The organism is Photorhabdus hainanensis (assembly GCF_018448965.1).
GTDB classification, from domain to species: Bacteria; Pseudomonadota; Gammaproteobacteria; order Enterobacterales; family Enterobacteriaceae; genus Photorhabdus; species Photorhabdus akhurstii.
In genome coordinates this window covers 18,481-32,889 of sequence record NZ_RCWD01000049.1, presented here as the reverse complement: position 1 = coordinate 32,889, position 14,409 = coordinate 18,481, and the positions used below count along the sequence as shown (strand labels likewise).

13 protein-coding genes, 1 other RNA gene and 2 pseudogenes are annotated in these 14,409 nt (G+C 45.1%); 10 read left to right on the top strand and 6 right to left on the bottom strand.

What is annotated here, in order from left to right; all coding sequences use genetic code 11:
• The 5 genes and pseudogenes from EAE92_RS21520 to EAE92_RS21505 form a co-directional block, all read left to right on the top strand.
• Window positions 1-287, top strand: a 287-nt coding sequence (locus EAE92_RS21520; RefSeq protein WP_281422819.1) for a contractile injection system protein, VgrG/Pvc8 family, incomplete at its 5' end; no start/stop codon positions are given.
• A gap of 47 nt (window positions 288-334) precedes the next feature.
• Window positions 335-640 (top strand): hypothetical protein, encoded by a 306-nt coding sequence (locus tag EAE92_RS21515; protein ID WP_214069543.1) that lies wholly within the window; start codon window positions 335-337, stop codon window positions 638-640.
• Window positions 641-642: 2 nt separating this feature from the next.
• Window positions 643-1,095: a hypothetical protein gene (locus EAE92_RS25285; RefSeq protein WP_339959415.1), complete on the top strand. Its 453-nt coding sequence runs from the start codon at window positions 643-645 to the stop codon at window positions 1,093-1,095.
• Between the two features lie 33 nt (window positions 1,096-1,128).
• Window positions 1,129-1,989, top strand: coding sequence for a VRR-NUC domain-containing protein (locus EAE92_RS21510; RefSeq protein WP_343221426.1), 861 nt, complete (start codon window positions 1,129-1,131; stop codon window positions 1,987-1,989).
• A 14-nt stretch (window positions 1,990-2,003) separates the two neighbouring features.
• Window positions 2,004-2,940: pseudogene (locus EAE92_RS21505) on the top strand (DUF3396 domain-containing protein); the annotation flags it as partial.
• A 437-nt stretch (window positions 2,941-3,377) separates the two neighbouring features.
• Here EAE92_RS21505 and EAE92_RS21500 read toward each other — a convergent pair.
• Window positions 3,378-4,274, bottom strand: a complete 897-nt coding sequence (locus EAE92_RS21500) for a LysR family transcriptional regulator (protein WP_214069542.1) — start codon at window positions 4,272-4,274, stop codon at window positions 3,378-3,380.
• Between the two features lie 111 nt (window positions 4,275-4,385).
• Here EAE92_RS21500 and EAE92_RS21495 point away from each other — a divergent pair, with 111 nt between their 5' ends.
• A complete protein-coding gene (locus EAE92_RS21495; RefSeq protein WP_214069541.1) occupies window positions 4,386-5,087 on the top strand; it encodes a pirin family protein in 702 nt (233 codons plus the stop codon).
• A 41-nt stretch (window positions 5,088-5,128) separates the two neighbouring features.
• Here the strand turns inward: EAE92_RS21495 and rnpB are convergent.
• An RNA gene (rnpB, locus tag EAE92_RS21490) (RNase P RNA component class A) lies at window positions 5,129-5,505 on the bottom strand.
• 202 nt (window positions 5,506-5,707) lie between these two features.
• Entirely contained in the window at window positions 5,708-6,574 is an 867-nt protein-coding gene (gene rsmI / locus EAE92_RS21485; protein ID WP_214069540.1) for a 16S rRNA (cytidine(1402)-2'-O)-methyltransferase, read from the bottom strand.
• Window positions 6,575-6,637: 63 nt separating this feature from the next.
• Between rsmI and EAE92_RS21480 the strand changes: the two genes are divergently transcribed.
• From EAE92_RS21480 to dolP, 4 genes are all read left to right on the top strand, one after another.
• Complete coding sequence (locus tag EAE92_RS21480) at window positions 6,638-8,380, top strand: penicillin-binding protein activator (RefSeq protein WP_214069539.1); 1,743 nt, start codon at window positions 6,638-6,640, stop codon at window positions 8,378-8,380.
• 77 nt (window positions 8,381-8,457) lie between these two features.
• Window positions 8,458-8,838, top strand: coding sequence for a YraN family protein (locus tag EAE92_RS21475; RefSeq protein WP_214069538.1), 381 nt, complete (start codon window positions 8,458-8,460; stop codon window positions 8,836-8,838).
• 24 nt (window positions 8,839-8,862) lie between these two features.
• Window positions 8,863-9,453 (top strand): DnaA initiator-associating protein DiaA, encoded by a 591-nt coding sequence (gene diaA / locus EAE92_RS21470; protein ID WP_214069537.1) that lies wholly within the window; start codon window positions 8,863-8,865, stop codon window positions 9,451-9,453.
• A 10-nt stretch (window positions 9,454-9,463) separates the two neighbouring features.
• On the top strand, window positions 9,464-10,039 hold the full coding sequence (gene dolP / locus EAE92_RS21465) for a division/outer membrane stress-associated lipid-binding lipoprotein (RefSeq protein ID WP_036780321.1): 576 nt from the start codon (window positions 9,464-9,466) through the stop codon (window positions 10,037-10,039).
• A 133-nt stretch (window positions 10,040-10,172) separates the two neighbouring features.
• Here the strand turns inward: dolP and mtgA are convergent, their stop codons facing one another.
• From mtgA to arcB, 3 genes and pseudogenes are all read right to left on the bottom strand, one after another.
• Window positions 10,173-10,898 (bottom strand): monofunctional biosynthetic peptidoglycan transglycosylase, encoded by a 726-nt coding sequence (gene mtgA, locus EAE92_RS21460; RefSeq protein ID WP_214069536.1) that lies wholly within the window; start codon window positions 10,896-10,898, stop codon window positions 10,173-10,175.
• 4 nt (window positions 10,899-10,902) lie between these two features.
• Window positions 10,903-11,556 (bottom strand): isoprenoid biosynthesis glyoxalase ElbB, encoded by a 654-nt coding sequence (gene elbB, locus EAE92_RS21455; protein WP_214069535.1) that lies wholly within the window; start codon window positions 11,554-11,556, stop codon window positions 10,903-10,905.
• Between the two features lie 191 nt (window positions 11,557-11,747).
• Window positions 11,748-14,139 (bottom strand): annotated as a pseudogene (gene arcB, locus EAE92_RS21450) (aerobic respiration two-component sensor histidine kinase ArcB); the annotation flags it as partial.
• Between the last annotated feature and the right edge of the window lie 270 nt (window positions 14,140-14,409).

Sequence of the window (14,409 nt, the reverse complement as noted above, 5' to 3'; positions counted from 1 at the left end):
CGTTTACCCAACTGAGGCTGGAACAGTTACAAAACTACAGCAAAGTCGGTACCGCCAAAACCAACTGTATCCTGCTGCGTCCGGGCAAAATTTTTACCCTGCAATCCCATCCCATAGAGGCCATGAATGACCGCTGGCAGGTGTTGTCTGTCACGCATTATGGGCAGCAACCTGTCGCGTCAAACGACGGCGGCGAAGGGACCACCCTGACCAACGAGGTCGCCTTTATTCCCGGGAGACAGGACTGGCGGCCCCCTTACCGCTACAAACCGCTGGCGGACAGATAGTCATTGACCCGATGGGGAATATTCGTATCGAAGGGGTCAGCATCACCATGACCGACCATGTTACCGGCAAGAAATCCGCCGGTGCTTTGTTTGATTATTCAGCCCGCTATACCCTGCTGAATGAGCAAAGCGATAAGCCATTGGTGAATGTCCCCTACACCATTACCACCGGCGATGGTCAGGTCATCCCGGGTAAAACTGATGGGCTGGGCAGAACGATAACGGTGCAGAGTGCGGCAGAAGACAATCTGCAACTGCGTTCACCGGAAGCCTCACCGAAACCGAAGCAAACCTTATACCGGGCCAGCGGTAACACGCCCGTAGAGTATGTTATGGAGTTTATGGAGAAATAAGTATGGCAATATCCAACAACGACAAGATGTGCCCGGCTGTCACATCAATCACCTGTACGATGGAAATAGGCGTCTTTCCCGCCGATGAAGATCCCTGTTATCTGGCGGAAAAAGCCGAATACGCCCTGCGTCTGCCGGCAATGATTGTCACCAGGCTGGGGGCTATTCGCTTTCTTAATCAGGTCATTATGAGTGGATTGATTAAGGTTGAGGAGCTTAAGCATGACTTCCTGTGGCCCTATAAAGCGGAAGTGGTGTTTGCTATCCGAGGAGAGGAAGATGTCCCCTTACCCATGCTGGCGACTAGCCAAGACTCTAAACGGCGTTATGGTGATAATTTACCGCAGTCCAGTAATCCGTTTGCCCGGCCTTCTGCCGACGATGTAGAGAAATTTGGTGTTAAACGTATTCGCCGACCCGATATTATTCTGGTTAAAGATGAGATTCTCCGCTGACCGGGCAGAAGTGCCACCTACTTTGATGGCTCTGTGCACCCTGATAATCTGAAAATGTTAATTGAGGTGAAATTTCCGGGGGATTCCCTCAGTAAAGGGCAAGAAACAGATTATATCCAGATTGCGACAGAAAAACGCTTTGGCGTAATGCGCGTCGATGACAGCCGCACTGAGGAGCAAAAACAGTCTGATGAAGCGTGGCGAAAACTTTATCAACCCGGTTCCCAACACTATAAAAATCCCATCCCACTGGCCCCGCTACCGCCGGGTTCGCCTCCTGATGACGAAGCTTTACCCGCTCCTCCCGCAGAGGGTGTACCGGGGACCATTCCGCAACCCCTGACAAAAAATCCACCGCTTCTCAGTACTTCCCGCTGGTCGTTTTTACCCAGCTATGAAGACTGGGTTATCCTCGGGCAGGAAGTGGCGGGTCTGGCTGAAAATGGGTTGAATTATGTCCGCGACAGTACCCGGGAACTCCTTGCACAGTTTGATACCTGGTTAAATCAAGCCGGCAAGTGGGTGTGTGAAGAGGTTATTGACCCGATAAGCCATCAGGTCAGCTACGCGTTTTCCTGGGTCAGTGAACAAACGGGAAAAATCGTGACCTGGACTGAAAGTGAGATAAAAGCCCGCTGGCAGACGGTGCAACAGGGTTCAGATATCACCCCGGAAGAGCTTAAAAACATTAGCTGGATACAGATATTGAAAGAGGTGGGGGAAGGCATGCTGGAAATGGTGGTGATTATTGCCGGTGTTGCCGTTGTTATCCTTGTCACCCTTGCCGTCGCTGCCGCGCTGATTGCACTGGTGGAGATTTTAGCTGCCGCCGCCGCAGCGTTAGCCGCCGTCCTGACAATATTGGCGAGTGTGACATTCGCCACCGCTTCATAATTAACGGAGAAAATATGGATACTTCAGATTACTTTGCTCAGTTGAGATCACAACTGGCCGCGTTTACCTTCCTCTAATGGCGATGGGCTGACCGTTTCTCGTCTTGGGATTTCTATCACCTTGTTTTTTAAACAGGGTTACACCCTAGAGAAAAAACAGCGCATTCTGGCCTGCTACCGACGTTTTCGGGAGGAGTTCGGTACTCAACTGCGTTTTCACCGTCATGAGCTGAAAGGATTAAGAAAATATTCGCCGGAAAATATTGCCAAAGTGGAAGAGGGTATTCTTAATCAGAAAAAAAACCAGTTTTCTGGTTGGGTGGTCAGTGATGCCAAAAATGAAGATGAGGCACCTCGTTATTTGATGCGTTACTTGGATTCCCGGGAAGCTAATGGTGACGATGATAGCTCTTACCTAAGCCTGACACTGCCTTGGGATTACTTAAAAGAACAAGACGGCATGGCTCGTTTTATGGCCTGGCTGGACTTTCTGTGTGAACAACTCGAACCGGACAGTGGGGACTGTGGCTACAGTCTGGTCTTACCCAACGACTTCTATGACTACTGTCCTTTAGAGTATCAACTGGCGCAACGTTACCCTTCCTTGCAAGTTAACTCCGCAGTGTTCACAGCTAAATTACAGTATGAACATTCCATCCGTGGCATTAACTGGATCACCCTGCTGTCCAAGCGATTTGTAAACCGACTGGGTGGGGAATACTGGATACGTCAGGTACTGCGCCCCTACCGGGATGTGGTGATTACTTCTTACCGTGATGGCCTGATTATCCGGGCCGGTCAATACCCGGACTTAACGCCACTGCCGGGCAGTGTCCCGGAGAGTTATTTTGCTATTAACCAGCTAATACGTCCGATACGAGTGATACCTCGTGAAGGCCATTCATTGCACTTCTATGGTGAGGGTCATTTAGCGGACTCGACTAATAAGCTACCGTCTTGATGGTCAAGTTTTAATAGCATCTTTCTTGCCAAAGAAAAATGCACTATGGCCTGTCCTATTTGTTGCCATTGATTAAAGAAAAGATACACAATAATAGAGCCAACAACCCTATAAGAATATATTGACATCAGGGCAACCATTCTGACCTAGGGGAAAACCGTTCTGGTGTTATTAATAAATACGAAAGTCTCCTTGTTTTTATTACTGTCTGGCACCCAAAAAATAGAACCTTCAATACTCAGCGAATAGAGATCACAAAATTTACACCTACCAGTGATGACAACTCTGCTCAAAAAGAGCTTGGTAGCAAAGCCGCCAAGCTCTTTCGACAACCAGATTTAGGGCGCAAGAAGACACAGGTTAAACAATCATCGAATCATGTTTTTTACAGTCTGTTTTCTAATTTTGATTGCTCACATCGCTTCTACTTACCGACTAACAAACAATTTAGGGATTTCCCGCAAACACCAAGACTTAGCTTCCCCCATACTGTCTCGTCTCCATGCCATAATGACATTTGTGTCATGGCTGTATTCAGAACTAATCACCCGCAAACGGCCCTCTGCAATATCTTGTTCCACCATAGGATAAGGCATGGTAGCAACTCCCAATCCAGCCAAGAGAGCACGGCGTTTATCTTCCAGAGTACTTACTGTCAAACGTTGTTGCTTATCTAACAATTGAACCGTCAACACCGGGCGCTCCCTCGCTGTATCCGCCACGGCAATACCACGGTACTTCACCCTCGTGACATCGGACAAAGGCTCCGGCTCTTGGTGTATAGGATGATCAGGGCTAGCGACATAAACATTGGTAATGCTGTAAAGCTGACGCGAATTAATTTCTGCCGATGCGCGGAAATGCATATCTGGGGCAATAACAATATCCGCCCGACCCGTTTCCAACCTCTCCCATGCACCGGCCAAAACCTCCGTCAATAAAGAGAGCTGAGTGTTCGATTTTTGAGCAAGCTTACCTACTAACGGGAATAATGAAGAAGCCGGAACCAACGCTTCACAAACAATTGTCATGTGAGTTTCCCAGCCTCTCGCTAACGCTTCTGCATCAGCGGTTAATTTATCAGCAGCTTCAAGCAATTGACGTCCACGCTCAAGCAACATGCGACCAACATTGGTGAATTTAGTTCTGTGACCTGAACGGTCAAACAGCACCACATCCAACTCTTCTTCTAATTTTTGCATCGTATAGCTAAGTGCAGAAGGAACACGGCCAAGTTCATCAGCAGCCGCAGCAAAACTTCCCCGCCGGTCAATCGCATCCATGACCCGGAGAGATTCCAGTGTAAGCGCTCGTTCTTTGCTCATATTTTTCTCAATCAGGAAATTTGAATATGGTGACCAGATTAACTGGCTAACATTTCGCCGTCCAGATAATTACTATTCTTAGTGTGTGTTTTTTTCAAGGTAACCGCCATCATGATTATAAATAGAACAGCAAAACAATGTGGGAAAGCTGACTATGGTTGGCTACAGGCTCGTTATACATTTTCATTTGGTCACTATTTTGACCCAAATTTTTTAGGTTATGGCGCACTACGTGTACTCAATCAAGAAGTCATCGCCCCCAAAGCCGCTTTCCAACCTAAATCCTATCCACATGTGGATATATTGAATATTATTCTACAAGGTGAAGCAGAATACCGTGACAGCGAAGGCAACTACATCAGAGCCCGCAAGGGAGAATGTTTGCTATTTTCTACCCGTCAAGGCATCAGCTACAGTGAATATAATGCCAGTACTAACAAACCACTGACTCGCTTGCAGCTTTGGCTGAATGCCTTTCCTCAGCAGGAAAGCTTACCATTGCAAAGGATGGAGCTACCAGAACAACCATTGGCTATGCTAGCTTCTCCAACCGCAGAAGATGGCAGTATGCAATTACGTCAGCAAGTATGGGTAAATCATATTTTCCTGACTAAAAATCAATCTCATCATCTGCAATTGAAGGGAAAACATGCCTACCTGCAATCCCTAAACGGAAATATAAAAATAAGAGGCAATTCCAAAGACAACATTTTGATTAAATGCGGAGATGGCGCTTTTATTCATGAAGAAAATCGTTTGGTTTTAAAAGCAGATACTGAATTTCAAGGGCTGTTAATTGATCTGGCTGCTTAGAAAAATGAAAGCCCCATCAGATTCATCTAATGGGGCTAAGTTTGTGAAGTTGACCGATAAGCCGGGTTCTGTCGTGGACAGCCATTCATCTAGGCCAGAACTTACGCACTGGCTCAAGCAGCCTACCCGGGTTCGATACGGGCCGTACCTAATGAACCCCTATTTGGCCTTGCTCCGGGTGGAGTTTACCGTGCCACGGACTGTTACCAACCGTGCGGTGCGCTCTTACCGCACCCTTTCACCCTTACCTGATCCTACATTAAGCAGGCCATCGGCGGTTTGCTCTCTGTTGCACTGGTCGTGGGCTTTCACCCCCCAGACGTTATCTGGCACCCTGCCCTGTGGAGCCCGGACTTTCCTCTCCTCTACCCATCGTCCAAAGGATTAATGGTAAAGCAGCGACTGTCTAGTCAACTCCGCGGCGGATTATAAGGGGTTTGCCTGACGATGTATATACCCTATGGATTTCAAGATGCATCGCGACGGCAAGGGAGTGAATCCCCGGGAGCATAGCTAACTATGTGACCGGGGTGAGCGAGTGCAGCCAACAAAGAGGCAACTTGAAAGATGACGGGTATAGGCATTTACTGATTATCTGCCCGGTATATCAGCAATTACCATTATTCTTCACTCTGTCCCAACCCATGACGATAAAGCGCATTTTTCTTCACACCATGAATCTCTGCCGCCAATGCAGCCGCCTTTTTCAACGGCAATTCTTGTTGAAGAAGCGCCAGTGTTCTTAATGCCTCTGGAGACAAAACATCGTCATCCAGTTTTTTATAGCCTTCAACGATCAATACCATTTCACCACGGCGACGGGTTTCATCTTCCTTAACCCACGCCAACAGTTCACCTACTGGCATCCCCTGAATAGATTCCCAAGTTTTTGTCAATTCTCGCGCCAGAACGACGTAACGTTCAGCTCCCCACACTTCAACCATATCTTCCAAACTATCGATCAGACGATGAGTAGATTCATAAAAAATTAATGTACGCGCCTCCTTTTCCAAAGCCCGCAACGTATCACTCCGGCTTTTACGTTTTGCGGGCAAAAATCCTTCGTAACAGAAACGATCTGATGGCAGACCCGCAGCAGACAAAGCGGTTATCGCCGCACAAGGTCCTGGAAGTGGGACAACATGAATACCGGCTTCACGACAACGGCGAACCACATGATAACCAGGATCATTAATCAGAGGCGTTCCTGCATCAGAGACTAACGCAATACTTTGCCCTTGTTGGAGCTTTGTAATTAATTGATCTGCTTTCTGCTGTTCATTATGATCATGAAGTGCGAACATGCGCGCATTAATGGCAAAATGTTGAAGCAACAAGCCAGTATGTCGCGTATCTTCGGCTGCAATCAGATCGACATGCTCAAGAACTTCAAGCGCACGCTGAGTGATATCACCCAGGTTTCCAATGGGGGTTGGCACAACATATAGCGTGGATGTCGTAACCACTGCTCGATTAGGTTGATTCATTGTTTCATCCGAATGGCCGATTTAAAATTGAGCATCTTTGAAAAAAACATCGCTGGATACAGTATGCTTTCCTCAATTTTTGTGCGTATCAAAACTGGTTTAGTCTGTTCAGCTATGCTGGCAGTTATGATCATCGCAGGATGTACCGTGCCTGACCAACAGGGACAACAACCTTCGCAAATTCAGGACAAAATCAGTACAGAAATCGCCCGTTATCAATCCATCATTGATGCCGCTCATGGCGAACCTTCTCTTGATGTCATCCGTGCTTATATCGCTCAGGAACCACTTCTGAAAGAGAGCGCGGCTCATCAAAAAAATATTGATGACACCTGGCAAATGTTGACCCGTCTTTCACCACAAGAGCGCCGTAGGTTAGTCATCAACGCTGATGAAAATGTTCTGCAAGGCTGGCTGGACTTACTCAGTGCCTATCAGGATAACAAACAGGACTCTGACAAACTACAGGCGGCTATCCATGACTGGAAAATTCGTTATCCACAAAACCCTGCCGCACTGTCACTCCCGACTCAGTTACAACAGGCAGCCATCCAACAGCAAGATACAAATATTCATCTAGCTCTGTTCCTGCCATTAAGTGGTCAAGCAAAAGTATTCGGTGAAGCTATTCGCCAAGGTTTTCTTGATGCTCAGGCCGGTCTACCAAGTCCATCACTGCCAACAGCAAACCCGGAAAATTTATCTATAGCAGACAGCAATAGTACGTCAGATGGCGTGGTTTCTGCCGATATCTCCCCCAGTGAAGCGGCGCCCGTAGAATCAGCAACACCAACTATTCAGACAACCCCTGTCATAGCCAATGCGCCGATTAATACACAACAGGTCAAAATCTATGACACCGCCAGTCAGCCATTGGAAAATTTACTAATGCAGGCTAAGCAGGACGGCGTGAATTTAGTTGTCGGACCGTTACTTAAACCCGATGTGGTTAAACTCGCTCAGATAAATACTTCATTAAATATGCTAGTACTCAACGAGTTAGATAATGCTCAACCACAGCCCAATATCTGCTATTTTTCTTTATCGCCAGAAGATGAAGCGAAAAATGCCGCAGAACACATTTGGCAGCAACAGAAACAGAATCCTCTGATTTTGGTCCCCAGAGGAACTTTTGGCGACCGCATGGCCAACGCCTTTGCACAGGAATGGCAAAAACAAGGGGGGCATACTGTTCTGCAACAAACCTTTGGCTCTTCCGCCGAACTGAAACAATTAATTAATAGAGGAACGGGTATCCGCCTGACAGGAACAGCCGTCAATGTTACAAGCAATCAACCTACATCAATCGCCATTGGTGATCTAGAAATCCCTCAGATAAACACCAATGCCGTTCCTGCCTCTACCGGCGGCCCAGTGGATGCCGTTTATATTGTTTCTACTCTGGATGAACTGACGCTGATTAAGACAATGATTGATATGGCGATCAGTTCCCGCGATAAGCCGGCCCTTTACGCAAGCTCCCGTAGTAATCAGGCTGGCGTCGGTCCCGATTTCCGTCTGGAGATGGAAGGAATGCAATTCAGTGACATTCCCTTAATCGCCGGTGCTAACTTGCCGCTGGTGCAGCAAGCAGCCAATAAGTTTGCAAATGATTACTCTTTAATGCGCCTTTACGCTATGGGCATTGATGCCTGGTCATTAGCAAATCAATTCAGTCAGGTCCAACTTCAAAGTGATTTCCATCTCAATGGTGCTTCAGGGGTGCTGTCCGTTCAGGAAAACTGCACCATTTTCCGACAGCTCTCATGGATGAAATATCATCAAGGACAAATCACGGCTATTTGATTAAGTAATTGGCCGCTTGTTACCAAGCGGCCTTTCAATTCAAATGACTCATTTCAGAATGAAAATAAAAAAGCAGGATGAAAATAAAAAAGCCGACAAGTTATTCGCTAGGACGCAACTATGAAGAGCAGGCAAAGTTGTTTTTACAAAAACAAGGATTATCTTTTATCGCCGCAAATGTGAAAGTTCGCGGTGGTGAAATTGACCTGATTATGAAAGACAAGCAAACTTGGGTTTTTATTGAGGTCCGTTTCCGCAAATCGGGACAACATGGAGATGCACTTGCGACAGTCACCCATAGCAAGCGTAAAAAATTATTACACGCGGCCGCAATATGGTTGTCGCAACGGGGCGAATGTTTTGAAACCTCTTCTTGTCGCTTTGATATTTGTGCTATTACTGGTCAACAATTTGAATGGTTGCAAAATGCCTTCAATCAAAATGAGTTCTCTCGTTAAAATGATACTGAATAGGTTATAAAGGTGCTGGATAGAATTAAAGTCTGTTTTACAGAAAGTATTCAAACTCAGATTGCAGCCGCAGAAGCATTACCTGATGCTATTTCGCGAGCGGCAATGATGATGGTTCAGTCATTACTGAATGGTAGCAAAATTCTTTGCTGTGGTAATGGCGGCTCAGCCGCAACCGCCCAACGGTTTGCCGCCAATATGATCAACCGGTTTGAGACTGAACGTCCAAGTCTGCCTGCATTGTCGCTTAACGCAGACAATGTGGTTATTACTGCAATTTCAAGCAATAAACAGCATGATGAAATTTATGCTAAACAAGTACGGGCATTAGGTCAGCCTGGCGATGTGTTATTAGCGATTTCCACGCATGGTAATAGCCGTGATATTGTTAAAGCCGTTGAAGCCGCTGTAACCCGCGATATGACGATTGTCGCCCTTACTGGCTACGATGGCGGCGAGCTTGCCGGCTTACTCGGGCCACAAGATGTAGAGATTCGTATTCCATCTCATCGCAGTGCCAGAATTCAAGAAGTTCATATGCTAACAGTTAACTGCTTATGTGACTTAATCGATAATACACTCTTTCCCCATCAGGATGACTAAGGAGCCAATAATGCGATTTTTCTCCCTATTAGCTACGATTTGCACTGCTGTGATGTTACAGGGGTGTATTGGCGCAGTCGTGGTAGGCTCTGCCGCCGTAGCGACTAAAACAGCAACCGATCCCCGAACAGTTGGTCAACAGGTTGATGATAGTACCCTCGAAGCCCGTGTCAGTAATGCGCTTAACAAAGATAAGCAGCTCAAAGAGCAAACCCGCATTATTACCACCGCCTATCAAGGAAAAGTTTTACTGACAGGTCAAAGCCCGGATTCAAACCTTTCAGACCGAGCTAAACAAATAGCGTCGCGGGTTGATGGAGCACACACTGTTTACAATGAAATTCGTCAGGGGAAACCCGTTGCATTAAGTACAGCGTCCAAAGATACCTGGATTACAACTAAAGTACGCTCAAAAATCTTGGCCAGCGATTCGGTTAAGTCATCTAACATAAAAGTCGTTACGGAAAACAGCGAAGTCTTTTTATTAGGCATTCTGACCAAACAGGAAGGTAACGCCGCAGCGAAAATTGCCAGTGAAACTAACGGAGTTAAGCGGGTAACAACCGCATTTACTTATCTGAATTAACCACCTTGATTGAAGATGATGACGCGATAAATCGGTCAAACATCCGGGTATTAGGCCGCGTCATTTTTTGGCGCCGGCGTTTTACCTCTTTTCATCATCCAACGTCAAACCGAATAACTTCTCTATTCTTCCCTCAATCATTCTGCGTTAACCCATTTTTCTCAAGGTAACTCACCCCGCCCAACAACCGCATTTGCCGCAAAATCCATTGTTGACGCTGTAAAACATAAGCCGAAGGTGCGTTAACTTTATAACGGTGTGGATTAGGCAATACAGCAGCAAGTAAAGCCGCTTCTGATGCCGTCAATTTACTGGCTGATTTATGAAAATAGTGTCTGGATGCCTCTTCAACACCAAAAATTCCATCACCAAATTCTGCTATGTTAAGGTAAACAGTTAGAATCCTGCTTTTTGACCATCCCAGTTCTATGACAAAGGTCATCCCGGCTTCCAACCCTTTTCTTAACCAGCTACGCCCATCCCACAAAAATAAATTTTTGGCCGTTTGCTGAGAAATCGTTGAAGCTCCTCTGAGTCTTCCAGAATTATTTTGGTTACGTGCAAGCACACTTTCGATAGCATCAAAGTCAAATCCCCAATGCTGTGGAAATTTTTGATCTTCCGCAGCAATAACAGCCAATGCGATATTTGGCGATATTTGTCCTTGCCCTACCCAGTCAGAATGAGACACATAAGAAAAATTAACTGATAACCAGGCGCTAATCTGGCGCTCAACCATAACCATAGAAAAAGGCACTGGCAAAAATGAAAATGCAACAACAGAAACTATCCATAAGATAGTAACTGAGATTACGATTTTTTTAAGCCAGTACCATAAAAATTGAAAAGGATTTCGCATCCAGTTACTCAGTCATTTCCAATACTTTTCTGACAAGTTTATCAATTCCCACTTCTGCCTGAGAAATAGATTCAGCAAGCATGTAGGCTGGTGTTGTCACAATTTTGTTTTCTAAATCAACAACAACATCATTTACCTCACAAACTATATGGACTCCCCCCATCGCCTCTACTTGAGCAACTGTTTCAGGATCATTGCCGACCGTTAGTTTCACCGGTTTATTAAGTAATTTTGGCAACATAACAGGCGCAATGCACATAAATCCCATCGGTTTATGTTGATTATGCATAGCCCTTACCAAACTTAATAAATTCTTATTTATTTCGCAATCAACTGTCTTAACAGCAAAGTCACATAAATTCTTCGCAACACCAAATCCCCCAGGAATTATCAGGGCATCAAATTCATCTGCATTTGCTTGTGATAAAGGCTTAATTTTTCCCCTCGAAATACGGGCAGATTCCTGTAGGATGTTACGTTCTTCCCCTATTTCTTCGCCGTTAATATGATTAATAACATGAAGTTGTGGTGCGTCAGGTGCAAAAAAGCTCATTTTAACACCTAAACGGTCTAAAGAAAGCATAGTTAATACTGACTCATGAATTTCACTACCATCGAAGACACCACATCCACTTAAGACAACCGCAACTGATTTCATACCTCACTCCATTTGTAGTAGATTATTGCTTAACCCTTTAGGGGGTTAAACACCAATCTTCATCACAGATTTTAATGAATCTTGTAACAAAAAATCTTATCTTTGCTATGTTGGTACTTGTATGATGTACGGAGAATTCCCCATTTACTCGCCGCAACCAAAGATCTATTAAATAGGCGTGTAAAAAGTTTTCCCTGGTGTTGGCGCAGTATTCGCGCACCCCAACCTCGGTTGGGGTTATTTTTTTTCAGTGTCCGCCAACCATTCTCTTAAAATTTCCGTATCGTTTCTCCATTCTTGCTTTAACTCATCAACCCATTCCTGAACATTGTCCCACCATGCAGGTAAATCAGGTGATTGAATTTGCTGAGCCAGTTGCTGTAAATGATGCAATCCAACCGATCCCGCGGCACCTTTTATCTTATGCGCTTCCTCCGTAATGCCTTTCTGGTCTTTAGCTGTCATGTTCGAGTCAAGAACAGACAAGTAACCCGGCATCATCTTTTCAAACACACTCAGACTATCGCTAATCAACTGAGGTCCAACGAGTTCGATGTATTGGTTAAGCATTTCTGTATCAAGTAAATCTTCATTTTTTTTCACCAATCCTGACTCCTCTTCTTCCGGCTGCATATGATGCACAGACTGCTCCCCCCAATATTGTTCAATAATGGCGGTTAACGCATTCACAGAGAGGGGCTTACTCAACACACCATTCATACCCGCATCCAGATACTCTTTTTTGTCTTTTAAGACATTTGCCGTCAGTGCAATCAGTGGAGGCAGATCTTTTTTGGCATATCGCCGACGTAATTCGCGGGCAATATCTAATCCAGTCATATCGGGTAGCTGAATATCCAGCAATACCAGATCGAACTCTTCTGGCTCAAACATTTCTAGCGCATCTTTACCATTCATGGCGACTTCCACGCTGTTACCCAATTTCTCCAGTACAGAGCGAGCAACAATCACATTTAGCTCAATGTCTTCTACCAATAAGATATGCAAAGCCGGAAGTGGGCAATCTTCTGTATCTTCTTTGCATAGAAGACTCTCCTCCATAGCAGGCGCAATGATAGACAGTGTAAATCGAGAACCTTGTCCCGGTTCACTTTCCACCACAATATCCCCTCCCATACTTTGGGCTAAACGCTTGGATACCGCCAATCCAATCCCGGTTCCCGTTGCCGGACAACCACCATGACTGCTTTTCACTTGATAATACATCGCAAAAATCTTCTCTTGCTCATCATATGGGATACCAATCCCCGTATCTGTGACTTCAAACAGCAGGCGCTCCCCCTCTTCGTACCAGATCCGAACATTAATCTCCCCTTTTTGCGTAAATTTCACCGCATTGCCAATCAAATTCCACAAAATTTGGCGCAAGCGAGTACCATCCGTCATGATTCTGGCAGGCAGTGGCAGTTCTGGACTCATTACAAATTTAATATCTTTCGGCTGCACCAGCAGCCCAGCGAGGTTTTCTAGATCGGATATAAAACCGGTAAAATCAATTGGCTGATTATCAATCTGTACTTTACGCCGTTCAATTTTATCCATTTCAATAATGTCATTGAAAATATTACCAAGCGTGATCGCACTGACATGAATCGTTTTCAGATAGTTATTTTGTTCAGACGTCAACTCAGTATCCAGCAGAATACGGCTCAAACCAACAATGCCATTTAAAGGTGTACGAAGCTCATGGCTAATCGTTGAGATAAAAGTAGTCTTATCCCTACTCGCATTCTCCAAAGCGTCCTGATAGCGCTTACGCTCCGTTATATCGCGCCCAAATCCCATAAGCCCGTGTCTTTTTCCCACCCGATCATAAAAAGGGACTTTCCGAAGCTCAAAACAGGCTTTCCGACCATCGGGATAAACCAGCCACTGTTCATAAGTGAGCGCAACATTATGACGGAACACTTTTTCATCGGTTTTCATCACCTTGCGAGCAACTTCTTTGTCATAAACGTCGTTTGGCGTCAGCCCGACCAGTTGTTTCTGGCTTTTCCCCGTCAGCAACTCCATCGCCCGGTTACAACCAGAAAACTCATTATTTTCATTACGGTAATAAACCAAATCAGGAGAGGCATCGAGAAAAGATTTCAACAATACCGATTGCTGTTCCAATTCAATCTGCGTCTGCTCACGGTGTTTCATCTCTTCTTTGAGTTTATCCAACAATATCAGATGCGCCTGTTCAGCTTTTTCCCTTACAGAAATCTCCTGATTAAGCTTAATAATGTTGTCTTTTAATTGCTGATTAAGTTCCCGATCACGCTGGCGCATAACTTCCAACTTTTCAACTAATTTGGATAATCGTTGACGGGACTCTTCAAGCTGTTCAACAACAACCGAAAGAAAATAGACAGCCCAAGGCGTAATCAACAAACCAAAAAAGATTGAGCGAACTAAATCAATACTTTGCACTCCTCCTTGAAGCAAAAAAGTGACTACCATCTGTACACCCATTGCAAGAACAACCAATGCGGATGCAAGCAGTAATGAAAAGCGCACTAACCCCAATTTCATCATTAAATCAACATAATATTGGGCCAGGCCCCTGAGCAGCTTCATTTCATAAAAACTCCCGTTAAATATGACCATTCCAGATCATACCGTAAAAGACCGGCCACTTCGTTGAAGGAATAACAGAAATTGTTGACCTGGTAAAACAATAGTATTATTTAATAGTTTTAGTTATGACTTACCAAACATTATTCTGGCGTTTTACTCTTGCCGGTCTTTTCGCACAATCAAAATATGAATAAATAATCAAATACATTGATAAAATAAGCATAAAATTCTTTTTTACTCCTTTAACCTCCCCAAAAAGATAAAACTTTA